General features: G+C 67.0%; 20 protein-coding genes. 8 read left to right on the top strand and 12 right to left on the bottom strand.

The features are described 5' to 3' along the window. Positions 1 to 16: 16 nt before the first annotated feature. From U0C82_RS13075 to U0C82_RS13060, 4 genes are read right to left on the bottom strand one after another with little or no spacing between them, the layout of a single operon-like run. Positions 17 to 2,092, bottom strand: a complete 2,076-nt coding sequence (locus U0C82_RS13075) for a hypothetical protein (protein ID WP_322187608.1) — start codon at positions 2,090 to 2,092, stop codon at positions 17 to 19. Continuing rightward, positions 2,092 to 4,980, bottom strand: coding sequence for a DUF4159 domain-containing protein (locus U0C82_RS13070; protein WP_322187833.1), 2,889 nt, complete (start codon positions 4,978 to 4,980; stop codon positions 2,092 to 2,094). Before U0C82_RS13070 ends, U0C82_RS13075 begins: the two co-directional genes overlap by 1 nt. Then, positions 4,980 to 5,891, bottom strand: coding sequence for a DUF58 domain-containing protein (locus U0C82_RS13065; protein WP_322187607.1), 912 nt, complete (start codon positions 5,889 to 5,891; stop codon positions 4,980 to 4,982). Before U0C82_RS13065 ends, U0C82_RS13070 begins: the two co-directional genes overlap by 1 nt. A 34-nt stretch (positions 5,892 to 5,925) precedes the next feature. Further along, positions 5,926 to 6,939, bottom strand: coding sequence for an AAA family ATPase (locus U0C82_RS13060; protein WP_322187606.1), 1,014 nt, complete (start codon positions 6,937 to 6,939; stop codon positions 5,926 to 5,928). A gap of 223 nt (positions 6,940 to 7,162) precedes the next feature. On the opposite strand from U0C82_RS13060, the gene U0C82_RS13055 reads away from it, so the two are divergent. The 4 genes from U0C82_RS13055 to U0C82_RS13040 all read left to right on the top strand — a co-directional run bounded on the left by U0C82_RS13055 (position 7,163) and on the right by U0C82_RS13040 (position 11,077). After that, positions 7,163 to 7,735 carry a DUF1285 domain-containing protein gene (locus U0C82_RS13055; RefSeq protein WP_322187605.1) on the top strand — a complete coding sequence of 191 codons (573 nt, stop codon included), beginning with the start codon at positions 7,163 to 7,165 and terminating at the stop codon, positions 7,733 to 7,735. After that, positions 7,736 to 8,380, top strand: coding sequence for a CoA pyrophosphatase (locus U0C82_RS13050; RefSeq protein WP_322187604.1), 645 nt, complete (start codon positions 7,736 to 7,738; stop codon positions 8,378 to 8,380). Further along, positions 8,377 to 9,633, top strand: a complete 1,257-nt coding sequence (locus U0C82_RS13045; RefSeq protein WP_322187603.1) for a CCA tRNA nucleotidyltransferase — start codon at positions 8,377 to 8,379, stop codon at positions 9,631 to 9,633. Before U0C82_RS13050 ends, U0C82_RS13045 begins: the two co-directional genes overlap by 4 nt. A 214-nt stretch (positions 9,634 to 9,847) precedes the next feature. Continuing rightward, entirely contained in the window at positions 9,848 to 11,077 is a 1,230-nt protein-coding gene (locus tag U0C82_RS13040; protein WP_322187602.1) for a flagellar hook protein FlgE, read from the top strand. Between the two features lie 135 nt (positions 11,078 to 11,212). Here the strand turns inward: U0C82_RS13040 and U0C82_RS13035 are convergent, their stop codons facing one another. The 7 genes from U0C82_RS13035 to U0C82_RS13005 are packed head-to-tail and all read right to left on the bottom strand — an operon-like array spanning position 11,213 to position 17,266. After that, positions 11,213 to 12,433, bottom strand: coding sequence for a hypothetical protein (locus U0C82_RS13035; RefSeq protein WP_322187601.1), 1,221 nt, complete (start codon positions 12,431 to 12,433; stop codon positions 11,213 to 11,215). Further along, a complete protein-coding gene (locus U0C82_RS13030; protein ID WP_322187600.1) occupies positions 12,427 to 13,065 on the bottom strand; it encodes a tetratricopeptide repeat protein in 639 nt (212 codons plus the stop codon). Before U0C82_RS13030 ends, U0C82_RS13035 begins: the two co-directional genes overlap by 7 nt. A 1-nt stretch (position 13,066) precedes the next feature. Then, the gene (locus U0C82_RS13025) at positions 13,067 to 13,993 is read right to left on the bottom strand and encodes a vWA domain-containing protein (RefSeq protein ID WP_322187599.1); all 927 of its coding nucleotides are present in this window, start codon (positions 13,991 to 13,993) and stop codon (positions 13,067 to 13,069) included. After that, a complete protein-coding gene (locus U0C82_RS13020) occupies positions 13,993 to 14,913 on the bottom strand; it encodes a VWA domain-containing protein (RefSeq protein WP_322187598.1) in 921 nt (306 codons plus the stop codon). Before U0C82_RS13020 ends, U0C82_RS13025 begins: the two co-directional genes overlap by 1 nt. Positions 14,914 to 14,950: 37 nt before the next feature. Beyond that, a complete protein-coding gene (locus U0C82_RS13015) occupies positions 14,951 to 15,379 on the bottom strand; it encodes a hypothetical protein (RefSeq protein WP_322187597.1) in 429 nt (142 codons plus the stop codon). Further along, positions 15,357 to 16,295, bottom strand: coding sequence for a DUF58 domain-containing protein (locus U0C82_RS13010; RefSeq protein WP_322187596.1), 939 nt, complete (start codon positions 16,293 to 16,295; stop codon positions 15,357 to 15,359). Before U0C82_RS13010 ends, U0C82_RS13015 begins: the two co-directional genes overlap by 23 nt. After that, positions 16,295 to 17,266, bottom strand: a complete 972-nt coding sequence (locus U0C82_RS13005) for an AAA family ATPase (protein WP_416186688.1) — start codon at positions 17,264 to 17,266, stop codon at positions 16,295 to 16,297. The genes U0C82_RS13010 and U0C82_RS13005 overlap by 1 nt, the downstream gene beginning before the upstream one ends. A 278-nt stretch (positions 17,267 to 17,544) precedes the next feature. On the opposite strand from U0C82_RS13005, the gene U0C82_RS13000 reads away from it, so the two are divergent. Both U0C82_RS13000 and U0C82_RS12995 read left to right on the top strand, forming a co-directional pair. Beyond that, positions 17,545 to 18,924 carry a histidine kinase gene (locus U0C82_RS13000; protein WP_322187595.1) on the top strand — a complete coding sequence of 460 codons (1,380 nt, stop codon included), beginning with the start codon at positions 17,545 to 17,547 and terminating at the stop codon, positions 18,922 to 18,924. Further along, positions 18,921 to 19,577 carry a response regulator transcription factor gene (locus U0C82_RS12995; RefSeq protein ID WP_322187594.1) on the top strand — a complete coding sequence of 219 codons (657 nt, stop codon included), beginning with the start codon at positions 18,921 to 18,923 and terminating at the stop codon, positions 19,575 to 19,577. The genes U0C82_RS13000 and U0C82_RS12995 overlap by 4 nt, the downstream gene beginning before the upstream one ends. A 153-nt stretch (positions 19,578 to 19,730) precedes the next feature. On the opposite strand, the gene phaC is transcribed toward U0C82_RS12995, so the two are convergent. After that, positions 19,731 to 21,575, bottom strand: a complete 1,845-nt coding sequence (phaC, locus tag U0C82_RS12990; RefSeq protein WP_322187593.1) for a class I poly(R)-hydroxyalkanoic acid synthase — start codon at positions 21,573 to 21,575, stop codon at positions 19,731 to 19,733. A 168-nt stretch (positions 21,576 to 21,743) separates the two neighbouring features. On the opposite strand from phaC, the gene U0C82_RS12985 reads away from it, so the two are divergent. Together U0C82_RS12985 and U0C82_RS12980 are read left to right on the top strand one after the other, a co-directional pair. Continuing rightward, on the top strand, positions 21,744 to 22,199 hold the full coding sequence (locus U0C82_RS12985) for a hypothetical protein (RefSeq protein WP_322187592.1): 456 nt from the start codon (positions 21,744 to 21,746) through the stop codon (positions 22,197 to 22,199). 63 nt (positions 22,200 to 22,262) lie between these two features. Further along, on the top strand, positions 22,263 to 23,480 hold the full coding sequence (locus U0C82_RS12980; protein WP_322187591.1) for an LL-diaminopimelate aminotransferase: 1,218 nt from the start codon (positions 22,263 to 22,265) through the stop codon (positions 23,478 to 23,480). Positions 23,481 to 23,513: the final 33 nt, after the last annotated feature.

Raw genomic sequence — 23,513 nt, 5'->3', positions numbered from 1 at the left:
CCACAGCGCCGGACCCTTACCGGCCCTCGCGGAACCAGGTGGCCGACAGCGCAAGGAGCAGGACGCCAAGTCCGAGAAAACCGCCGAAGAGAGGCGTGCGGTCGACCCCGCGCAGGACCGTCTCTTCGGTCGTGCGAAGGCCGATCCAGTCCCGGCCGTCGGCACTCGCGCGTCCGGAAATCGGGACGATCCTCGGAACGTCCACAACGCCGTCTGCGGCGATCCTGCGGACCGATCCGCGCGTCTGTTCGGTGATCGGCGCCAGTTTCTCGACGGTCGACACGGCTTCCCGAAATTCGCGCGGATTGACGGGGCCGACATTGGCCAGCGCTCGGAGATCGCCGTTGGCAACCTGGAAGAGCCCCAGCTGGTCGGTCTCGAGACGGCCCTCCCAACGGCCGGGCTCGATTTGCGAAAGCGCGACCGTCATTGCCTCGCCCGAGGGGGTGATGATGGTCGCCTCGCCCGGATCCTCGCCGATCGTCTGGCGCGTGACGACGAGATCGGACCCGCGCGCTTCGGCCGACAGTGCCTCTTCCTCGAGTTCGGGCTCCTGCATCAGCCAGTGGGCCAGCCGCCGGAACAGGGCGACATGCGGGCCACCGCCTTCGTAACCGCGCGACCAGAGCCATTCCTGATCGGACAGAAGAAGCGCGATGCGCCCTTCGCCCTTGCGGTTGAGGATGAGGAGCGGCTTGCCGTTCGGCCCGTCCATGACCGCGTCGCCCTCGGTCTCGCCGACGTCGATATAGCGGAACCAGGGCGCCCAGTCGGGAGGCGTGACGCCGGAGCCGGGAAGGTCGCGCGTGACGGGATGCTTTTCGCCGAGGCTGGACAGCGTCGGATAATAGGCTTCCTCCTCGATGGAGCCGGTCGGAAGAGCGGGCAGGACCGATTGCAGCGGCGTGTTGGCGACGCTGTCGCGGCCGGCGAATTCGGGCCCCGACGCGATCAGCATCGCGCCGCCGTTTTCGACATATTGGGCGATATAATCGAAGTAGAGCGAAGGCAGCACGCCGCGCTCCTGATAGCGGTCGAAGATGATCAGGTCGAAATCGTCGATCTTTTCGACGAAGAGTTCGCGGGTCGGGAAGGCGATCAGGGAGAGTTCGTTGATCGGCGTTCCGTCCTGCTTCTCGGGAGGGCGCAGGATCGTGAAATGGACGAGATCGATCGCGGCGTCCGATTTCAGGAGATTGCGCCAGGTGCGCTCGCCCGCATGGGGTTCGCCCGAAACCAGAAGCACGCGCAGATTTTCGCGGATGCCGTCGACGATCGCGATCGAACGATTGTTGACGTCCGTGATCTCGTTCGCCGCTTCCTCGACCTGGACTTCCAGTATGTTGCGGCCGGCCCGCGGCAGGCTGAACGACAGGCGCGTCTCCTCGCCGATCCGTGCCGGCTCGCGCGACAGGAGATCGCCGTTGAGGAAGACGTCGACGGAGACGGTCGTGCCGGCCGAGGGGCCGCTTTCCAGAACCCTGAAGCTCATGTCCTGCGGCTGGTCGACAAGGCCGAACCGGGGCGCCGAGACGATCTCGATCCGCCGGTCGAACTCGTCGTCCCGTCCGGTGACGAGGCCGTGGAGCGGCGCATCGAAGCCGAGGCGGGCGGCATCCTCCGGGATATCGTGCACCTGGCCGTCGGTGACCATAATGGCGCCCGCGACGCGGGCCGGCGGGACATCGTCGAGCGCGCCCGACAGGGCCGAGAACAAGGCGGTGGTCGCATCGCTGTTCGCCGTCTCGCCCGAGCGCGCCTCGACGGTGCGAACCTCGAACTCGGGAAAGCGGGCAAGGCTTGCGGCAAGTGCCTCGACCGTCGACGTCGTTTCCGCCGATCGGTCCTCAATGGTCTGGCTCTGGCTGCGATCGGCGATGATCGCGACCACGCTCTTCAGCGGATCGCGCTCTTCGCGCAAAACGACCGGGTTCAGCAGCGCAAGGATGAGCGCGGCGAGCGCCGCCACCCGCACGAACGCGCCGCGCATGCCCGCAACGAGCAGCGCGACCGCGATGACGAACGCGGGAACCGCGAGAACGAGGATGGTCGTCAACGAGAAGAAGGGGGCGAAATCGATGGACCAGTTCATCACTGACCGAGCCTTTCCAGGAGCGCCGGGACGTGCACCTGATCGGCCTTGTAGTTGCCGGTGAGGACGTACATGACGATGTTGACGCCGGCCCTGTAGGCATATTCGCGCTGCATCGGGTCGGACGCGCCGGTCGGGTAGAGGAAGAGGCCGGCATCGTCGACCGCCCAGGCGCTGGCGAAATCGTTCGACGTGATCATGATCGACGACACGCCGTCACCGCCGCGCGCCGGGCGCATCTCGCCCTCCGGGCCTTCGACGAGACTTTCCACCCAAAGCTCCGAATCGGCATAGCGCCCGACGAAATCGTCGAGAATGTAGAACGACTTGGTCAGGACGTGATCGGTTGGGACCGGCTCGAGCGGCGGAATGTCCAGATCGCCGACGATTTCGCGCAGGCGCATCTGCCCGGCCGAGGCGTTGCCGCCCGAAAGACCCGCCATCGCCTCGTCCGCGACGTCGAAGAGGACCGTTCCGCCCTGCTTCATGTAGGCGTCGATACGGCTGATCGCCGCGTCGGACGGCATCGGCGTCGTCGGGTCGATCGGCCAGTAGATGAGGGGGTAGAAGGCGAGTTCGTCGGTCTCGATATCGACGCCCATCGGGCTGCCGGGTTCGAGCGCCGTCTTGGCGGCGATGAATTGCGAGAGGCCGGACAGGCCAGCTTGCGAGAGATCGTCGACGCTCGCATCTCCGGTCTCGACGAAGGCGAGCCGGGTCGTCTGGGTTGCCTCGATCGCGCGCTGCATGTCTTCCAGGTCGCGCGGCGGCGCTGCCGATTGGGCTTCTTCGTTCGCCGGGGCGTCCTGTCCATCCTGCGCGTGGGCGCCTGTCGTCATCGATGCGACGATCAGCGTGCCGCCGACAAGCGCTGCCGCAAGCATCGGGAGCGCCGTTTCGCCGCGCCCGGAGAACCGGGCGCGCAGCCGGGCGAGACCGCCGTTCAGCCAGAGAAGGGCGAGCGCATCGAGCGCGAAGAGAAACAAGGCCGCCGCAAGGAGCCAGGGCGCGAGATCGACGGTTTCGCCGCTTTCATATTGCATTTCGGAGGAATTCCCGCCCCATTCGAGGTCCGGCAGTGGCGCGAGCGTCGCGCCCGTCGAAAAGAGGTTCAGCGCCCGGTACCCGTCCTCGGTTCCGTAAAGGCCGGGCGGATGGGCCGCGTCGACCACGATCTCCGCCCCGGCCTCGATCGGCTCGACGTCGGGGCCCGGCGCGACGAGGCGCCCCTCGGCCGACAGCACGCGGTAGGGCGGAAGGCTTGCCGCTGCCGTCGCCGCCTCGGCGGGGGCGCCGCCATCGGCGCGCGACAGGGATACGATGCGTCGCAGCATGTCGACGAACGCCCCGGAGATCGGAAGATTCGACCAGGTCGCTTCCGCCGTCACATGGAACAGGACGATGGTCCCGGCGCCAATCGTCTCGGCGGTGACGAGCGGCGTTCCGTCCGAAAGGCTCGCCCAGGTGCGGTCGGCCAGTTCCACCGAAGGCTCGGCGAGAACCTGCCGCGCGACCGACACGTCGTCCGGAACGGCGATGCCGGCAAACGGACTGCCCGCATCCATCGGCGCGACGCTCTGCGGCTCCGACCAGGACATGGCGCCGCCGAGCTGGCGCTCGCCTTGGCGCAGATTGACCGGAACCAGCGTATCGTCGCCGGCGGTCGCGGCAAGCCGGGGTCCGGCGAAGCGCAGGAGATAGCCGCCATTCTCCACGAATGTTTCCAGCGCCTCGCGGGCGCCCTCGGGCAGCACGCCGATATCGGCGAGGACGACGACCGAGGGCCGCTGCTCCAGGAGAGCGGGGATCGCGACCGACAGATCGGCGCTCTGGGCGCGGACGATGTCGGCATAGGGTTCGAGCGCCCGGCTGATATAGTAAAGCGGCGAGAGGAGCGGTTGCGCAAGATCGGCCGCCTCGCCCGAGACCAATGCGACCCGCCGCCGCCGGAACGAATCGTCCACCAGCCTGACTTCGGCCGCGTTCGCGGTGTTGTCGACCTGCAGGCGCGCAATGTCGTTGCGCAGTTCCACGGGAATCTCGAAGCGGGCCTGCGCGCTCGTCTCGCCGACGTCGAAGCCGAGTTGCGTGCGCGAGATTTCGCGGCCCTGGCTGTCGACCGCGAGAAGATCGGCCTGGTAGCCGGTCGCCCGGCCCGACGGGCGGATCGCATCGACGACGAGCGCATCCGTCGAATTGTCGGCGGCGGTGAGCGCGGTCAAGGCTTCGATCGAGGGCTTGTAGATCAGGGTTTCGTCCGCGCCGAGGCGTGCGGCGATCTCGGCTGCCGCATCGCTGGCCGCGGCATCGAGCCCGTCCGAAAGAAAGGCGAAGGAGCCGAGCTGGCCGTCTTCGAGGGCACTCGAAAGCCGGGCGGCAGCCGCTGCGCGATCGACGGGAATCGGCCGCGGTGCGGCCGCGCCGAGACGCTCGAGTGCCGTCGTCGCCTCCACGGGCCGTGCATCATTGTCCGGGCCGTCCGCCGTCAGAACGAGCGAGACCGGACGGTTCGTGTCGCCGGCTTGCGAAATCAGCGCGTTCGCGCTCGCCACCGTCTCGTCCCAACCGCGCGCGCTCGCCCATCCATTGTCGATCATCACGGCGACGGGACCCGAGCCGGAGATCAGCGTCTCGCGCGGATTGAGGGAAGGGGCGGCGAGCGCGAAGATCACCAGGGCGGCGAGAATCAGCCGCAGCAGCGTCAGCCACCAGGGGGATTTCGACGGGGTCTCCTCCGATTTCAGCACGCGCTGAAGAATGCGCAGCGGCGGGAACGCCTCAGTCTGCGGGCGCGGTGGCGTCAGCTTCAGGAGCCACCAGATCACCGGAAGCGCCAGAAGGCCGGCCAGCACCAGGGGGGCGCCGAAGGACAGGCTGAGGCCGGGAATCACGCGCTTCTCCCTGGAGCTTGCGGAACGCCCGAAAGCTGCCCGTGCAACGCGACGAGAACCTCCGAGGCGAGCCGATCGGTGCGGTGGGCGATAAAGCTCCAGCCCAGCCGCCGGCAGTGGCGTGACAGCGTCTCGCGCCGCGCGGCCATGATGTTCCGGTAATCGTCCTTCAGGGTCTCGGCCCGTCCGGCCGTCAGTTTCACGCCGGTCTCCGGATCGCGAAACTCGGTTCGGCCGGTATAGGGAAACACGTCTTCGGCCGGATCGTTGATCATCACCAGATGGCCGCGCACGCCGCGTCCGCCGATGCGATCGACGCGGGCGATCGTATCCTCTATCGGGTCGAGAAAGTCGGAAATCAGGACGACCTCGGAGAATTGCCGGAACCGGTCTTCGGGGGGGAACGCCTCGTCGGGCCGGCGCGTCGCGAGGGCCGCGGCGATCCGCTCGGCGCCGTTCCGCGCCGCGATCGGTTCGATGACGCCGGGATATCCGATGCGTTCGCCCGAGCGCGAGAGGATCTCGGCCAGGGCGAGGATCAGCACCAGCGCACGCGATTCCTTCGAGACCGGAGCCGTGTTCGACCGGAAGCGCATGGACGGCGACGGGTCGGCCCAGAGCCACACCGTATGGGCGGCCTCCCATTCCCGGTCGCGCAGATAGACATGGTCGTCGCGCGCCGAGCGGCGCCAGTCGATCCGCGAGACCTGTTCTCCGTCGACGAAGGGGCGGAACTGCCAGAAATCCTCACCGACCCCGCGGCGCTTTCGCCCGTGCCAGCCGGCGATCACCGTCGCGACCAAGCGGCTCGCCTCGACCATGAGGTCGGGCATCAGCGAGGCGCGCTGGCGCGCCCGCGCCAACGCGTCGGTGGAGGAGGTCAGATCCGTGGTGGTTCCGATCGGCATGTTCGCGGCTATCGCCTGTCGTTGGGAAAGAGGATCATGCCGCGTCGCGCTTCAGCGCGCCGATGACGTCGCGAACGCTCATGCCTTCGGCGCGCGCGGCGAAGTTGAGGGCCATGCGGTGCTGAAGAATCGGCTCGGCGAGCGCCATGACGTCGTCGATCGAAGGCGCGAGGCGGCCTTCGTAGAGGGCCCGGGCGCGCACGCAGGTCATCAGCGACTGGGAGGCACGGGGGCCGGGGCCCCACGAAATGTGGTTGTCGGCTTCCTTGTGTCCATTGCCGGGGCGGGCGGAGCGGACGAGCCGCAGGATCGCCTCGACGACGCTCTCGGCGACCGGCATCCGGCGGACGAGGGACTGGATCTCGATCAGGCGTTCGGCGGTCATCACCGACTTCACGGCCTCGCCCGAAGGCCCTGCGGTCGTCTCGAGAAGAATGCGGCGTTCGGCCTCGATGTCCGGATAGAACACGTCGATCTGCATCAGGAACCGGTCGAGCTGGGCTTCCGGCAGCGGATAGGTGCCCTCCTGCTCCAGCGGGTTCTGGGTGGCGAGCACATGGAAGGGACGGGGCAGATCGTGGCGCTCGCCGGCGACGGTCACGTGATATTCCTGCATGGACTGGAGCAGGGCGGACTGGGTGCGCGGGCTCGCGCGGTTGATCTCGTCGGCCATCAGGAGCTGGGCGAAGACGGGGCCCCGCACGTAGCGAAACGAGCGGCGTCCGCTCTCGTCCTGGTCCATCACCTCGGTGCCGATGATGTCGGACGGCATCAGATCCGGCGTGAACTGAATGCGGCGCGCGTCGAGGCCGAGGGCGCCGCCGAGCGTTTCCACCAGCTTGGTCTTGGCAAGGCCCGGAACGCCGACGAGAAGCCCGTGGCCGCCGGCCAGGATGGCGATCAGGCTCTGCTCGACGACGCTTTCCTGGCCGAAGATGACCGTTCCGACGGTCTTCTTCACCTCGGCGATGTCGGCAAGGGCCCGTTCGGCCAGCTCGACGATCTCGCTCTCGGAGAGCGTTGCGTCCGTCGGGGTGTGTGCGGTCATGAAACGTCCTTCGATCGTCGTTTGTCGCCGGGAGCCGAACCATCCATCCGTCCAGATGGTGTATCGCCGGGGTCCACGCTTCGCACTCTATGAAAGCCGTTCGCCCCTTTTGAGGCAAGCGCCGGGCCGCCAACACTTTCGTGACCCTCTTGCGCCATGCCGGGCGCCTGCCCGTCGCTCCTGGGCTCCCATCATGGGGCAATCGCGACTATATGACCTGACGATGATGAAGCAAAACGATCCCCACCACGCCGAACTGAACGCGCTCGCCGCCCGCGCCGAGGCCTCCGGCGCCGATGGCGCCCCGGTCGAGCGCTGGAATCCGCCCCATTGCGGCGAGATCGACATGCGGATCGCCGCCGACGGCCGCTGGTTCTACAACGGCACCACCATCGACCGACCGGCCCTGGTGCGTCTCTTCGCCTCGGTTCTGAAGATCGAGGAGGATGGCGAGACCTATCTCGTGACGCCCGCCGAAAAGTTGCGCATCACCGTCGAGGACGCGCATTTCATCGCCGTCGAGGTCGCGCGATCGTACGAGGACGGCGTCCAGGTGCTGACCTTCCGCACCAATATCGGCGATGTCGTGCGCGCCGGGCCGGATCGCCCCGTTCGCCTCTCCGAAGATGTCGAAGCCGGGTTCTGTCCCTATCTCGTCGTTCGCCGCGGCCTGACGGCAAAGGTCACCCGCGCCGTCGCGCTGGAGCTTGCGGCCATGCTGGAGGACGACGATGCAGGCACGTTCCTGACGTCGGACGGCGCGCGTTTCTACGGCCCGAAGGCCGAGCGCGCCTAGATGAGCCGGACGCAACCCCGGGGCGAGACGCCGTTCACGGCCGCCGATCTGCGCCGCCGGCTCGCCGAGCGGCACGGCGATCCGGCACCCGACCAGGAGTTCGGCGACCATCTGCTCAACCCCGACATCGTCCAGCTGATGGAGCGCGAGAATGCCCGGGAGGCTGCGGTCCTCGTCGCCGTGGTCGACCGGGACGAGGGGGCGAGCGTCATCCTGACCCGGCGCTCCGATCGCCTGCGCAAGCATTCGGGACAGATCGCCTTTCCCGGCGGCTCGGTCGATCCCTCGGATGCGTCGGCGGAGGCCGCCGCGCTGCGCGAGGCGCACGAGGAGATCGCGCTCGAACCGCGCCATGTGGAGGTTCTGGGACGGCTGCCGCGCTATCTGACGACCACCGGGTTTCGCATCACGCCGGTCGTCGCCATCGTCAGGCCGGGCTTCGAACTGACGCCGAATCCCGACGAGGTCGCCGACATCTTCGAAACGCCCCTGTCCTTCCTGATGGATGCGGCGAACCATGTGCGGGCGGCCAAGACCCTGGGCGGCGTCGAGCGGCACTTTTACGAAATGCCCTATGGCGAGCGCTACATCTGGGGCGTGACCGCCGGCATCCTGAGAACATTCTACGAAAGATATTACGCATGACCACGAGGCGGATAACATCCGACTGGCTGCGCGATCCGTTGCTGCAGTCCGTTCTCGCCGTCCTCAATGCCGGCGACGAGGAGGCGCGGATCGTCGGCGGGCCGATCCGCAACGCGCTTCTCGGGGCGCCCGTGTCCGACATCGACATCGCGACGACCTGTCTGCCGGACGAGACCGTGCGCCGGGTCGAGGCGGCCGGTTTCAAGGCCGTGCCCACCGGCATCGCGCACGGCACGATCACGGTCGTCGCCGACCGGAGGCCCTTCGAGGTGACGACGCTGCGCGAGGATCTGGCGACCGACGGGCGCCACGCGGCGGTGCGGTTCGGCCGGGACTGGGAGGCCGACGCAAGGCGGCGTGATTTCACGGTCAATGCGCTCTATGCGACGGCCGAGGGCGAGATCGTCGACTGGGTCGGCGGCCTTGCCGACATCGAAAGCCGGACCTTGCGGTTCATCGGCGATCCGGAAGCGCGCATCAAGGAGGATTTCCTGCGCATCCTGCGCTTCTTCCGCTTCTTCGCCTGGTACGGCACGGGCCGGCCCGATGCCGACGGCATCCGCGCCTCGGCCAGGCTGAAGGCGGGCCTGACGCGTCTGTCGGCCGAACGGGTCTGGTCGGAATTGAAGAAGCTCCTCGGCGCGCCCGATCCCGGCCGCGCGCTCTTGTGGATGCGGCAATCGGGCGTCCTGTCGGCGGTCCTGCCGGAGAGCGAGCGCTGGGGGATCGACAATATCCATCCGCTGATCGAAGCCGAGCGCGCCTTCGGCTGGAGCGCCGACCCGCTGCTGCGCCTCCTGACGATCGTGCCGCCCGATGCCGCGCGCCTCGCCCAGCTCGCGAACCGCCTGAAGCTCTCCAACCAGGACCGCGACCGGCTGCTCGCCTACGCCGATGCCGAGGCGCCGGACCCGGCTGAAGCGGACGGCGCCTTGCGCACGAGGCTCTATTTCGGCGATGCGACCGCCATTGCGGACCGGACGAAAATCGCCCTCGCGCTTGCCCGCGACAAGCAGGATCTCGACGCGGCGAGCCGCCTGTCGGCCCAGCACGATCTGGCGGAGCGCTTCGCCCCGCCCGATTTCCCCTTGTCGGGGCAGGACCTCATGAATGTGGGCTTTCAGCCGGGCCCCGAACTCGGCCGGTCGCTCGCGCAGCTGAAGCGGGGATGGGCGGAAGGCGGCTTCGTCGCGGGCCGGGACAGGCTTTTGGAAAAGGCCGGCCAACTCGCGCGCGGCTCGCAGAAGGGGTGAGTGCGGCGGCGCCGGTCCTGGAATGACGCGGCGAAACGATCGCCGGCCGCATGGGTTCGATGCGGTCGCGAACGCCGGACGAGTTCGATCAAACCGTCGGGGAAAGGCGGGCTCGCGAAAGAAAGCAACCGCAAATCGCGTCACTCCATCTTCGGACCAGCGACGCGGCCTACCGTGGGGGCCGATCAGATCAACGGCATCACAGGCTTTCCCGATGAGCATCAACGGCGTTTTCCGCACCAGCGTTTCAGGCATGAATGCCCAGGCGAACCGACTGTCGGCGGTTTCCGACAATATCGCGAATTCCTCGACGACCGGCTACAAGCGCGCCCAGGTGGAGTTTTCCTCGCTCGTCATCGACAGCGGCGGCGGCAGCAGCTACTCGTCCGGCGCGGTCCTGAGCCAGACGCGCAACAATATCAGCGGCCAGGGCTTGGTATCGACAACGAGTTCGGCGACCGATCTCGCCATCACCGGCAACGGGTTCTTCATCGTGCAGGATGAGAATGGCCGCGAAGCCTATACGCGCGCCGGGTCGTTCGTTCCCAAGACGGTGACGGGCGCCGACGGCGCGCAGACCACCTATCTTGTCAATGCCGCCGGTCAGCGCCTGTCGACGAAAGACGCCGCAAACCAGACCGTGCCCGTGACGTTGCCTGTCGGCCAGGTGATCGCCCCGACCGCAACAACCAATACAACCCTCAATATGCAGTTGCCGAGTTCGAGCGTTGCCAACAAAAGCTTCGTCACGTCGACGACCGTCTACAACAAACTCGGCGCAGCGGAAGAAATTAAGGTAATTGCTACGAAGACCGGCGCCGGGGATATCACGGCAACACCGGCTGAAAGCGGCGAGTGGACCTTCACGTTCGAAGACAAGGATGGCGCCATTCCTCCAGCGCGCATCAATCCTGCCCCTGCTCCGGTAATGTTCGGTGCCGATGGTATGCCATTGCCCGCGGGTGCTGCCATTCCAGCAGTGACATTGACCTTGGCGGACGGGACCGAGGTAACCAACACGTTCGGGTCTATCACACAATACGACACAGCCTTTTCATCTGAAGTGACTTCAAACGGCAACCCGAGCGGCTTCTTCGAAGACTTCTCGATCTCGACCGACGGCGTCGTGTCCGGCCGGATGGATTCAGGCCAGAACAAGGTCGTCGCCAACCTGAAGCTTGCAAGCTTCAGCAGCCCGGACCAGCTGACCACGGAAACGGGCAATCTCTTCTTCGCGACGCGCGAATCGGGTGCGGTGAAGTTCGGGGACGTGGGCGCTGCCGGATTCGGCGGCATCCTGTCGGGCGCGCTCGAAGAATCGAACGTCGATCTGGCGGACGAACTGTCGACGATGATCGTCGCGCAGCGCTCCTACGGCGCGAACTCGAAGGTGTTCCAGACCGGCTCAGAAATGCTCGATCTCCTGATCAATCTGAAGCGATAAGCTTTCTGCCTTATCGTCATTGCATCCGGCAGCCGGGGAGCGAACCGCTTTCCGGCTGTCTTGGTGTCGGCGGCAGGTTCGATGCGCCGTGCCGATCCGTGCCAATCGCGCAGGGTCGCCGCTCGGGCCTGGCCCTCAGCGCCGCAAGGCGCCCGAACGGACGAGACCGCGGTGCACGCGGCGAAGATCCGGCGGCGTGCGCCCGGCCGCGTGTCCGAAAAGGCTGCGGTCGAGATCGGCGAGCAGCCCCTCGTCGCCCCGGCCCGAACGTCCGATCAGACGCGCCGCGTGCATCCGGTAGGCCGGAGCATCCCCGCGCCAGAGCGCCCATCGCAGCGCCAGTTCGTTCCGGTCCGGAAACCGGCGGCCGATCCGCGCCGCGATGTGCGAGGCCGGCAGAAGCCGGCGTCCGGGCAGGACGGCGACCACCGGCACGATGAGACCCAAAAGCAGGGGCAGCGCCAGACCGGACAGTTTCGCTGCGTTGTCCTCTCTCTCCTCGGGCTCTGCGATGGCTGCGAATGCGACGCGCTGGGAAGCGATGACGATCTCGCGCATCTGCCGGCTGCGCGTGTCGAACCAGGGAATGCGGAAGGCGCGGATCTCTCCCGGCTCGGCGTCGGACGGGCGGATGCGCCACGTCCATTCCACGGTTCCGATCGGCCCGTCGCGCGTGATCTCGGTGGAGCGTTTTTCCGGCGCGATGAACGAGACCAGGGATGTGGCGAACATGTAGGGCGGGTTGGGCAGCATCTCGTCCGGTTGTCCGTAGGCGGTGATCTTGACGGTTCGCGTCGCGGTCGCGCCGTTCGCCATGTGGGCCGGATCCATGTCCCATGTGTCCGACAGGATCACGTCCCTTGCCGGAAACCACCAGCCGCCATTGGTTTCCGGCTTCTGCAGGACCTCGACCTCGACGGCGTTGGACACCACCGTGTGCTTGAAGCGCTCGGCCTTGCCCTCCATCAGGGTCAGGTCGTGCCTGAACGGACCGATCGTCTGGAGGCCGGTCTTCTGCGGATAAAGGGCGAGCTTGCGCTCCACGGTCTTGAACTCGCGCCCGCCCACCCGGTCCCTCGACCAGATGTCGCGGTCGAGCTGGACCCAGGTGAAGTTGGGCAGATCGATCGTCTCGAACTTTTCCAGCGCGATCGTCACGTCGTAATAGCCGGTGATCGTCACCAGGATCATCTCGCCGACATAAGGGGTCTGGCTTCCCGCCTCGATCTCGACGACGAGGCGGGTATCGCCCTCCGGCACCGAGGGCGCCGCCGTCGCCGGAACGAGGGCGGCCGCCGCCGAAAGCACGAAGACGGCAAGGGCGGCGGCCCATCGAACGATCGCGCGAACTACCATGCATTGTCCTCCGGCGGGTTGGCGAGGCCGAGATCCTGGCGCCGCTCGTACTCGGCCCTGATCCGGCGTTTCAGGTACAGGGCCGGCTCGTCGGCAAGGGTTGCGAGCCATCCCTCCGTCGCGGCCGTCATGCGCTCCACGCGCGGATCCATGATGCTGCGGGTTTCCTGGAGGGTCAGGCCTTCGAGAATGTCGCGCTTCGTCGGCTGCGCCTTCGATTCCTCCGTCAGGACGTTCGCCGCGACACCGTCGATCTTGTTGGATTCGGAGACGACGTCCGGCACGAGCCGGGCGATGAGGTCGCGGTTGAAGCGGGCATCCTCGTCGGCCGGGTCGGCGAAGAGCACCGCGTCGAAATAGGCGACGCTCAGCGCGTAGTCTCCGGTGGCGGCCAGCGACATGCCGCGATTGTAGGTGGCGTTGCGCCCCGAGGCGCGAAAGGCGCGGTCCGCCGCCTCGTAGCGGCCGGACTGGTAGAGCGCGATGCCTTCGAGCTGGCGGTCGTCGAGCAGCGTCAGGGCAAGGTCCGGATGGCCGGTGACGAGCGCCAGCTTTCCGAAGGCATGGGGCCCGGCGATGATGGCGGCGACCGCCGAGAGCAGGGCGAAGGAAAGGATGAAGAGCCAGCGCATGTCAGGTCGCCCTGCGGAACAGGAGAAGCGCGAACGGCAAGGCAAGGACCAGAAGGTAGCGCCCATAGTCGCGGAAGAACAGCGCCGCCGTCTCCCCTTGCGCCAGCGTGCTCGCGGCCCGCGCCCCGATCGAAGCGGCGAGGGAGGCAGGCGCGGTCGCCGGGCTGAACCCGCCATCGCCGAGCTCCGTCAGGCGTCGCAGTTCGGCCTCGTCGGGCACCGGCAGATCGCCGTTCGCAGCGCTCGGCTCCACGAAGAAGGCATCCACGTGAATGCCGGCCGAAGCAAGGTCCCTCGCGGTGTTGAAGGCCTGCGGCGTCAGCTGATCCCCATCGGTGACGACCACCACGTCGCCCGACAGGATGTCGGCTTCGGCGAACATGCGCGCCGCGAGCGCCAGTGCCCGGTCGGTGCGCGAGCCCGGATTGGGCACGATGTCGTCGCCGAGAACCGCGATCATCGGCGACAGTGCCGCCGCATCCGTGGTGAAGGCGCTCGCGACATAGGCCTCGCCGGCATAGACGATGAGGGCGACGGGCCGGCCGACGGAATTTTCAAGGACGCTTTGCACGGCAAATTGCGCATCGTCCAGACTGCCGCCCTCGACGATCGAGCGCGACAGGTCGATCGCGACGACAAGCCCGTCCAGATTGCGGAAGGTCTCGGGATTGGCGATCCGCGTCGCGGGGCCCGAAAGCGCGACGATCAGGACCGCCGCGACCCCGACCGGCGGCAGGATGCGGCGCGCCTTGCCGGGCACCACGCGGCCGAAACGCTCCATGGCGAGGAGAAGCGCCGGATCGATGGCGTTTTCCCAGGCGCCGAGGCCCCGCGCGCGCCTCAGCGCGAGAAAGGTGAGCGCGAGAAGGGCGGCGAGCGCCAGCAGCCACCAGGGCCGCATCAGGACGATGTCGGAGATCGCCACCATCACATCGCCCTCCGGCTTGCGATCAGGAAGACCGACAAAGCAAGCGCGAGCATGGCCGGATAGGGCCAGTAATCGCGCCGCACGGTCGCGGCCGGCTGATCGAAGCCGCTCGCCTCCAGTCTGTCGATCGCGTCGGCCACGGCACGAAGATCAGCCGTGTTCCGCACCCGGAACGTCTGGCCGCCGCTCAAGCTGGCAATGTCGCGGAGGGTCGCCGTATCGACGGCGTCGCGGGTCTTCGGCGCGGTCTCCATGTCTTCCGGACCGAGCGCGATGGTGTGGACGGTGACGCCGAGCTGCTGGGCCAACCGTGCCGAATCGCGGGGCAGGACGTTGCCGCTGGTGTCCGAGCCGTCGGACAGGAGAACGACGACGCGCGAGCTCGCCTCCGATTCCCTCAGGCGCTTCAAGGCGAGACCGAGGCCGCCGGCAATGGCCGTGGAGCGTCCGGAAATGCCGATCGTCGCCTCGTCGATGATGCGCGAGACCGCCGCGACGTCGAAGGTGAGTGGGGCGGCCGCGTAGGCAAACTCGGCAAAGAGGACGAGCCCGACCCGGTCGCCCGCCCGGCTGATCACGAATTCCTTCGCGACGGCCTTCACCGCGTCGAGCCGCGTGACGGTTCTGCCGTCGAGGTCGAAATCCTCCCGCTCCATGCTGCCCGAAAGATCGATCGCCAGGATCAGATCGCGGCCCGTGGCCGGCAGGGCTTCCACCGTCGAAAGCCGCTGCGGGCCCGCGAGGGCGACGACGAGCGAGAGCCAGAGGAGGACGGGGACCGCGCGCCGTGCGCGCAACCGGATCGCATCGGCGGGGTTTTGCGGAAAGCCGTGCCCGATCGTTGCGGGAACGAGAAGCGCGCCCGTGGCCGCCCGGCGGCCGGGCAGGAGCCGCATCGCCAGGAAAGGCAGCGGCAACATGAGAAAGGCGAGGGGACTTGCCAAACTCCACATGACGTCAGGACCCGGCCCTTGCGGCAAGGCCGAGAATGTCCCGGTCGAGGCGGTCGCAGTCGATGTCCGGTGCGGGCCGGTAGATCGCGGCCCCGATGTCGGTCCGTAGCGCGGCGAGAGCGCCGCCGATCGCCTCCCGCCGCGTTTTCGAAACCCGACGTTTCGTCCCGATGGCCTCGTCCAGCATCTCGATCGCCCGCGCCTGGCGAAGCAGCCTTTCGTCGGCCGGCAGCGGTCTTGCCTCCGCGAGATGCCGGGCGATGATCCGCTTCAGCGTCGGTCTCGGCTCGCTCATCCACCTGACGAGGAGCGCGAGACCGAGACCCGCAAGGACCGCGATCGAAAAGATCGCGAGAGCGCCATGAAGATCGAACGCCTCGAACCCGACCGGAAGCCGGATCGGGCGAAGCTCATCGAGCGGAACGCGATCCATCCACCGTCTCCAAAGCCGTTGCCATGTCGGTCCAGGTCGCGTTCGTCTCGATCACGCGCACGTCGATGCCGGCGCTGCGCAGGCGATCGATCCGTTCATCCGCGCGCGCTTCGTCGCGCCGGGCGACGAAGGCCCAGCGCATGGAGGCCGACGGGTCCTCGCCGATGACGAGATAGGGGTAGGCGCCTTGCGGGGGCGCGGTCTCGAACGGATCGCGGACGAGGAGGACGACGATGTCGAAACGCCGGCGGGCCGCCACCAGAAGCTGGTCGAACCGGTCTCCGGTCTCGTCGAGGGAGGAGGCGAGCACGATCGTCGTGCCGCTGGAGGAGCGCGCGATCGCCTGTTCGAGCATGGCTTCGAGCGTCGCTTCGTCGGAGCCGCCGGCCTGCAGGGCGTCGATGCTGGCCTGGTGCGACCGCTCCAGCGTCGCCGTCAGGGCGGCCATGGCCCGCTCGCGCGATCGCGGCGGAAGATAGACATTGCCGTCGCACCCTTGCGCCATCAAGGCGATGCGCCCGCCGCCCTCGACGACGCGCCAGCCGGCAAGGGCGAGCGCGCCGGCGGCCGCGACCGAGCGCAGCCGGGTGCGCGTGCCCCAGAGCATGGTGGCGCGGAAATCGGCGATGAGAAGCGCCGTGCGGTCGCGCTCGTCGCGAAACGTGCGAACATGCGTCTTGGCGGTGCGCGCCGTTGCGGCCGCATCGATGTGGCGGTTATCGTCGCCGTCGGAAAACAGGCGGACGTCGACGATCTCGAGCCCGTTGCCGCGCTTCCTCCCTATGTATCCGCCGGGCCGCCCGGTCGGGTTCAGCAGGCGCTCGGGTACGTTGCGCACGATGTGGCGCATGGCGAACAGCGTCTCGGCGGCGATGAAGGTCGGGCCTTCGGCCGCGCGCTCGCGAACGTGCGCCATCAGCTGGGCTCGACCCTGGAAAGCAGCCTGGCGACGATGTTCCGGCCGGTCACGCCTTCGGCCGAGGCGCGCCATGTGGGAATGATGCGATGGGCCAGAATATCGGGTGCGATCTCCGCCACGTCGTCCGGATTGGCATAGTCGCGGCCCTTGAGGTAGGCGCGGGCCCGTGCTCCGGCGGCGAGGGAGAGCGTGCCGCGCGGCGAGACCGCATGTTCGATCTGCGCGTGGACATCCGGCGCGATCGCCGCGTCGCGCGTCGCCATCACGAGGCGGACGATATAATCCTTCAGAGCCGGTGCCAGATGGATGGCGGCGGCATCCGTGCGCGCGTTGAGGATCTCGCGTCCGGGGATGGGATCGCCGGGCTTTGCCGCCGTGCCCGAACCTTCGCGCTCGACGAGGTCGAGGATGGCGAGTTCGGACGCCGCGTCTGGAAGATCGATGATCACATGCATCAGGAAGCGGTCGAGCTGGGCTTCGGGCAGCGGGAACGTGCCTTCGTGCTCGATCGAGTTCTGGGTCGCCACGACCATGAAGGGCTCCGGAAGCTTGTAGGTTACGCCGCCGGCCGTCACCTGCGCCTCGGCCATGGCCTCAAGGAGCGCCGACTGCACCTTGGGCGGTGCCCGGTTGATTTCGTCGACGAGGACGAGGGAATGGAAGATCGGGCCTTCGACGAACTCGAACCTGCCGGCCTCCGGCCGGAACACCTGGGTGCCGGTGAGGTCGGCGGGCATCAGGTCGGGTGTGCACTGGATGCGCGAGAACGAGCTTTCGAGCCCGTTGGAAAGAAGCTTCACCGCGCGGGTCTTGGCAAGCCCGGGGGGACCTTCGAGCAGCAGATGGCCGCCGCACAGAAGCGCGATCATCAGGCGTTCGACGAGATCGGAGCGTCCGATGAGGCCCTGTTCGACCGCCGCCTGCAGTCCTGCGAGACGGTGGGCCGCAGGCTTTGCGCCTTCCTGGATCGCCGGGTTTTGATGAGGCCGGCTGGCGGCGGGCGTGTGGCGTTCGGCAAGCGATGACGTCAACGGTGGTACCTCCCATGCGCGCCGCGTTTGATGGAAGTGCCCAGTTTCCCCGCGCAGCGCTGCACAGTGTTATCGCGCACCGGACGGCAAAGTAAAATGCCGGCTTGCCTGTTTTGCGCCGGGCAAATTGCCCGACGATCGTGCTTTCGACTTGCGCGCGCCCGCCGGATCGATCCTGATGGCGGCCTATCGTCCCATCAAGGACCGGACGCTGCATGAGCCTCACGATCAAGCTCGCTCTTCGCCTGATCCTCGTCGCGATCCTCGCGCTGGGAATCGCGCTCTGCTTCGTCGCGCTCGAGACGACGCGCGCGATCGAGAACGATATCGCCTCGACGCAGGCGCGGGTCTCCTACCAGCTCGAACGCATGCATCGCGGCGGCAACGGCTCGCCCGTCGACAATCTCCTTCTCTCCGGAACGATCGATATCGTGCTCGTCATGACGCCGGGCACCTGCGTGACGTTCACGCGCGACGATGCTGCGGCGGGCGGCAAACGGTATTGCGCAGGCTGGAACAGCTTCGGCCAGATCTCGCCGGACTGGTTTCGGCGAGGCATCGCCCGGGTTCTCGGTCCCTTCGATGCGGTGGAAGGCGATGTGCCGATCTTCGGCGCGCCGAGCTACCGGCTGCGCACCTTCTACGATCCCGTCGCTGCCGCGACGCGCTTCTGGCAGCAGGCCCGGATCGTCGCAGGGCTCGCGTCGGGGCTCGCCGCTGCGATCGCGCTCCTGTCGACGATGGCGGTCGCCCATGCCCTGCGTCCCGTCGCCTCGATCGTCGCCGGGCTCGAAGCCCTGAAGGACGGGGCGCTCGATACGCGGCTTGCGCGCTCGGGCACCCGCGAGTTCGACCAGATCGCGCGCGCGGCCGACGAACTGGCCGAGCGGCTGGAACGCTCCCTCGACGATCGCCGCGCTTTGATGAAGCGGCTCTTCGCGGTGGAAGAGGAGGAGCGGCGCAATCTCGCGCGCGATCTCCATGACGAGTTCGGACAATGCCTGACCGCGACCGGCGCCCTGGCCGCCTCGATCACCGGCCAGGCCGCCGGCGCCTTGCCGGAGATCGTTCGCGACGCCGAGACGATCAGCCGGATCCAGCGGCGCATGATGGAAACCTTGCGCAACGCGTTTTCGAGGCTTCGGCCTCCGGATCTGGAAGAGATGGGGCTGAAATCCTCGCTCGCCGCGCTGGTTCGGGACTGGAATACGACCCTTTCGGGACGGACGCGGATCCGGCTGGAGGCGGACGACGGCCTCGACGAAATGCCGCGCGATATCGCGATCGCCATCTATCGCATCGTCCAGGAGGGGTTGACGAACGTCGCCCGGCACGCCCGTGCCAGCAATGTCGTCGTGACGGTCGAGCGTGCCGTGGAGGCGAAGGATGCGGGCATCGAGGTTCGCATCGTCGACGACGGCGTCGGCTTTGCGGCCGGCAGCCGGAACGCTTCGGGCGAGGGGTCGGGCCTCATCGGCATGCGGGAACGGGTGTCGGCCCTCGGCGGCTGGCTGACGCTCGAGGGCGGGGGGTGCGGCGCGCGGGTCGTCGCCGGCATTCCCGACCCGGCGCCTCTCGCCGGTCTGTCCCGATGAGCGAAAGATCGATCCTCCTCGTCGACGATCACCCGATCGTGCGCGAGGGCTATCGGCGGCTGATAGAAAGCCGCACCCGGCACCATGTGGTCGCCGAAGCCGAAACGGCCTCGGAAGCCTATCGGCTCTACCGCGCGCATGCGCCGGATCTCGTCCTGATGGACCTGTCCCTGCCGGGGCCCGGCGGGCTGGAGGCGTTGCGACACATCCGCCAGTGGGACGGGACGGCGCGCATTCTCGTCTTCACCATGCATCAGACCGCCGCCTATGCGGTGAAGGCCTTCGAGGCGGGGGCGATCGGCTACGTCACCAAGAGCAGCGATCCGACCGAGCTTCTTTCGGCGATCGAGACGGCGCTCGGCGGGCGGCGCGCGATGAGCTCCGACATCTCACGGGCGCTCGCCGACGTTCATCTTGAAGGACGCGCCCGGCCGCTCGACGATCTGAGCGCGCGCGAGACGGAAATCCTGCGCATGATCGCGCTCGGCATGACGGACGAGGCGATCGCCGACGGGTTGTCGCTCAGCCTGAAGACGGTGCAGAACAACCATTACCGCATCCGGGCCAAGCTCGACGCGCCGACCGACGCGCTCCTGACCCATATCGCGATCGAGGCCGGGCTGCTCGGCGACGTCAACGCGGCCGCTGACTAGAAGCGCCCTGCGCCCGTCCGGACGCACGATATTCCAGCCAACTTCCTGATGGCGCGCGTCGGGCGTTCGCGGCCGGCGCGCACGACGCGGCGATGCAGAAGCCTCGAACCGGTCACAAGCGTTCGAGGCCCGACCGAGAGACGCCGAGCGATGTCAGGTCTGGACCTTGACGTAGCTGCCCGGCGCGTCCTCGATCGGCTTCAGCTTGCCGCCGCCGGGCTTCCTCGCCTTCACCATCGCCTCGCCATTGTGGCCGGCGATCCAGTTCGACCAGTGCGGCCACCAGGAGCCCGCGTGCTCCTCCGCCTTCTCGAGCCATTCGTCGAACGTGCCGTCCTTGGCCGGCTCGGCGCCGGTCCAGTACTGGTACTTGTTTTTGGCGGGATGGTTGACGACGCCGGCGATGTGGCCGGACCCGGACAGCACGTAGCTGACCTTGCCGCCGAAGAACTTCGAGCCACGATAGACGCTCTTGGCGGGCGCGATATGGTCTTCCCGCGTGGCGAGGTTGTAGATCGGAATGTCCACGGTGGACAGGTCGATCCGCGTGTCGCCGACGATCATCCGACCGCCGGAGAGATTGTTCTCGAGATAGCAGTTGCGCAGATAGAACAGATGGTTCGCCTTCGGCATCCGGGTCGCGTCGGCGTTCCAGAACAGGAGATCGAAGGCCATCGGCTCCTTGCCCTTCAGATAGTTGTTCACGAAGTAGGGCCAGATCAGGTCGGAGGAGCGCAGCATGTTGAAGGCCTGCGCCATCTGCGAGCCTTCGAGATAGCCCTTCGCCGCCATCGACATTTCGAGCGTCTTCAGCTGCTCTTCGTCGACGAAGACCAGGAGGTCGCCGCCATACTTGAAATCGACCTGGGTGGCGAACAGCGTCGCGGTCTTCGCCCGCTCGTCGCCCTGGGCCTTCAGATAGGCAAGGCCCGCGGACAGAAGCGTGCCGCCGACGCAGTAGCCGACGAGATTGAACTCCTTCTCGCCCGTCGACGTCTCGGCTGTGTCGAGCCCGAACCGGATGCCCTGTTCGATATAATCCTGCCAGGACTTCTCGGCGTGGCGCTCGTCCGGGTTCACCCACGAGATCAGGAACACGGTGTGTCCTTGTTCGACGAGCCAGGACACGTAGCTCTTCTCGGGCTTCAGATCGAGAATGTAGAACTTGTTGATCCAGGGCGGCGTGATGAGGATCGGCCGCTTGAAGACCTTTTCGGTCTTCGGCGCATATTGGATGATCTGGCAGATCTCGTTCTGCGCGATCACCTTGCCCTCGGCCAGGGCGATGTCCTTGCCGATCTTGAAGGCCGTGTAATCGGCCTGGCGCACGCGCAGATTGCCCTTGCCGGCCGCCATGTCTTCGGCGAACATCTTCATGCCCTTGACGAGGTTCTGCCCGTTCGACTGGATCGTCTCCCGGTAGAGTTCCGGGTTCGTCATGACGAAGTTCGACGGCGACAGCGCGTTCGAGACCTGCTTCATGTAGAAGACGGCCTTGCGCTTGGTGTGCTCGTCGAGACCGTCGGCGCCCTCGACGAGTTCGTCGGCCCAGCGCGAGGTCATGAGATAGGCCTGCTTCAGGAAATCGAAGAAGTAGTTCCGGCTCCAGTCCTCGTCCGCGAAGCGCTTGTCGCCCTTGGCGAGCGCGGCCGGTTCGACCGCCTCGTGCTCACCGGCAAGCCGCTGGATCGAATTGTTCCAGACGGTCATGTAGCCGGCGAAGAGGCGGGTCTGCGCCTGGATCGCGCGCGTCGGATCGGTCATCCAATACTCGCCGACCTTGGACAGGGTCTCGACGATGTCGGCCATCGAGACCGGCCCCGTATCGACGACATCGCCCTTCTCGCGCGGCTCGAGCCAGGCGCTCGACGCCTTGCCCATCTGCTCGAAGGTGCGGGCCATGTTCATGGCGAACTGCTCGGGATCCTTGACCGCGAATTCGTTCGGGAGGGGAGCCGGTTTCCCGGTGGGTTTCGTTTCGGTATCCCGCTTGGACATCGCTGTTTCCTCCCTCGTTCCAATCCGCGCCCGACGGGTTTGCGGATTTCAGGGCAACCTCTTGATTTCCGGTTCTTTCGCCAGGCTGTCGTGCATGGAGGTCGCGGTTTTGTTTTTTGTCTCTTATACAGTATGACACGAACGGCGATTTCAAACAGGTTCTTCGTCATGTCTTTCACTTTTGGCTTCCGTCTCCTCGGCATTCTCGCGGGATCGTTCGCGTTGACGGCTTGCCAGTCGCTGTTTCCCGACGAGGACAACACGTCCATCGGGGCGTTGCGCCTGAGCCAGGCGGAGGCGGTTCAATCGCGCCAGCGCCTCGACGAGGACGGCTATCCCCTTTTGGGTGCCTATCCGGGCACCGCCGCTCCGCAGCTGACCGACGCCGCGGTCGATAAGGCGCAGGGTGAGTTCACCAGCATCGCGCGAACACGCGCCGCCGCGCCCCGGAATGCCGGATACGAAGCCAATATCGCCGCTTCGATGGAAGCGCGTCGCCGCCTGGCCGAGGCCGGGCGAGCGGCGTCGGCCACCCAGCCCGCGGCTTCCGGGACGGCGAAGCGCGGGCCACGACCGGAAGACGTCCTGCGCCAGATCGAAGCCACCGAACAGCCGACCAACTGATTCCGCTTCCGATCCAATCGATTTTCTCGACCGCGGCCTGACGTGCCGCATGGATAAAGACATATGGAAGACTATTACAAGATCCGCCGGCTGCCGCCCTACGTGTTCGAGGAGGTCAACCGGCTGAAGGCCGCCGCCCGTGCCAAGGGCGCCGACATCATCGATCTCGGCATGGGCAATCCGGACCTGCCGACGCCGTCCTTCATCGTCGACAAGCTGTGCGAGGTGGCGCGCGATCCGCGCGCCCATCGTTATTCGGCCTCCCGGGGCATCAACGGTCTGCGCAAGGCGCAGGCCGCCTTCTACGAGCGACGGTTCGGCGTCAGGCTCGATCCCAACCGGCAGATCGTCGCGACGCTCGGCTCGAAGGAAGGCTTCGCCAACATGGCGCAGGCCATCACCGCGCCGGGCGACGTCATCCTCTGCCCGAACCCGACCTACCCGATCCACGCCTTCGGCTTCATCATGTCCGGCGGCACCATCCGCGCGCTGCCGGCCAGGCCCGACGAAGACTTCCTGCGCGCCATGGAGCGGGCCGTCGTCCACTCGATCCCCAAGCCGATCGCCGTCGTCCTGAACTTTCCCGGCAATCCGACCGCCTATACGGCGACCCGCGACTTCTACAAGGACGTCGTCAATTTCGCCAAGAAGCACGAGATCATCGTGATTTCCGATCTCGCCTATTCGGAGATCTATTTCGACGACGTCCCGCCGCCCTCGATCCTCGAGGTGCAGGGCGCGATGGACGTGGCCGTCGAGTTCACCTCCATGTCGAAGAGCTATTCGATGCCCGGCTGGCGCATCGGGTTCGCGGTCGGCAACGAGCGCCTGTGCGCCGCCCTCGGCCGGGTCAAGTCCTATCTCGACTATGGCGCGTTCACCCCGGTCCAGGTGGCGGCCGCGACCGCGATCAACCAGGGTGATGCCGCCGTCGCCGAGATCCGGCAGGTGTACAAGAAGCGCCGCGACGTTCTGGTCGACGCGTTCGGTCGCGCCGGCTGGACCGTGCCGGCTCCCTCCTCGACCATGTTCGCCTGGGTTCCGCTGCCGGAAGCCTACAGGAAGATGGGGTCGCTGGAATTTTCCAAGCTGCTGGTCGAACATGCCGACGTCGCGGTCGCGCCCGGCGTTGGCTTCGGCGAATATGGCGACGATCACGTGCGGATCGCGCTCGTGGAAAACGAGCATCGCATCCGCCAGGCGGCGCGCAACATCAAGCGATTCCTTGCAAGCGGCGAGGAAGAGGGGCAAAAGGTCCTTCCGATGCGCGCCCGCGCCTGACAGGCAGGGCGCAAGACCGGAGCGATCCGGTCT

It is taken from the genome of Fulvimarina uroteuthidis, from assembly GCF_034321785.1.
Classification (GTDB): Bacteria; Pseudomonadota; Alphaproteobacteria; order Rhizobiales; family Rhizobiaceae; genus Fulvimarina; species Fulvimarina uroteuthidis.
This window is presented reverse-complemented; position numbering and strand designations above follow the sequence as displayed.

Bases quoted from the DNA above. Each gene is read 5' to 3' on its own strand.
- U0C82_RS13065 (WP_322187607.1), bottom strand. From the start codon at position 5,891: ATGCCGATCGGAACCACCACGGATCTGACCTCCTCCACCGACGCGTTG.
- U0C82_RS13075 (WP_322187608.1), bottom strand. From the start codon at position 2,092: ATGAACTGGTCCATCGATTTCGCCCCCTTCTTCTCGTTGACGACCATC.
- U0C82_RS13050 (WP_322187604.1), top strand. From the start codon at position 7,736: ATGAGCCGGACGCAACCCCGGGGCGAGACGCCGTTCACGGCCGCCGAT.
- U0C82_RS13040 (WP_322187602.1), top strand. From the start codon at position 9,848: ATGAGCATCAACGGCGTTTTCCGCACCAGCGTTTCAGGCATGAATGCC.
- U0C82_RS13060 (WP_322187606.1), bottom strand. From the start codon at position 6,939: ATGACCGCACACACCCCGACGGACGCAACGCTCTCCGAGAGCGAGATC.
- U0C82_RS13025 (WP_322187599.1), bottom strand. From the start codon at position 13,993: ATGGTGGCGATCTCCGACATCGTCCTGATGCGGCCCTGGTGGCTGCTG.
- phaC (WP_322187593.1), bottom strand. From the start codon at position 21,575: ATGTCCAAGCGGGATACCGAAACGAAACCCACCGGGAAACCGGCTCCC.
- U0C82_RS13015 (WP_322187597.1), bottom strand. From the start codon at position 15,379: ATGGATCGCGTTCCGCTCGATGAGCTTCGCCCGATCCGGCTTCCGGTC.
- U0C82_RS12995 (WP_322187594.1), top strand. From the start codon at position 18,921: ATGAGCGAAAGATCGATCCTCCTCGTCGACGATCACCCGATCGTGCGC.
- U0C82_RS13010 (WP_322187596.1), bottom strand. From the start codon at position 16,295: ATGGCGCACGTTCGCGAGCGCGCGGCCGAAGGCCCGACCTTCATCGCC.
- U0C82_RS13055 (WP_322187605.1), top strand. From the start codon at position 7,163: ATGATGAAGCAAAACGATCCCCACCACGCCGAACTGAACGCGCTCGCC.
- U0C82_RS13020 (WP_322187598.1), bottom strand. From the start codon at position 14,913: ATGTTGCCGCTGCCTTTCCTGGCGATGCGGCTCCTGCCCGGCCGCCGG.
- U0C82_RS13030 (WP_322187600.1), bottom strand. From the start codon at position 13,065: ATGCGCTGGCTCTTCATCCTTTCCTTCGCCCTGCTCTCGGCGGTCGCC.
- U0C82_RS13035 (WP_322187601.1), bottom strand. From the start codon at position 12,433: ATGGTAGTTCGCGCGATCGTTCGATGGGCCGCCGCCCTTGCCGTCTTC.
- U0C82_RS13000 (WP_322187595.1), top strand. From the start codon at position 17,545: ATGAGCCTCACGATCAAGCTCGCTCTTCGCCTGATCCTCGTCGCGATC.
- U0C82_RS12980 (WP_322187591.1), top strand. From the start codon at position 22,263: ATGGAAGACTATTACAAGATCCGCCGGCTGCCGCCCTACGTGTTCGAG.
- U0C82_RS13045 (WP_322187603.1), top strand. From the start codon at position 8,377: ATGACCACGAGGCGGATAACATCCGACTGGCTGCGCGATCCGTTGCTG.
- U0C82_RS12985 (WP_322187592.1), top strand. From the start codon at position 21,744: ATGTCTTTCACTTTTGGCTTCCGTCTCCTCGGCATTCTCGCGGGATCG.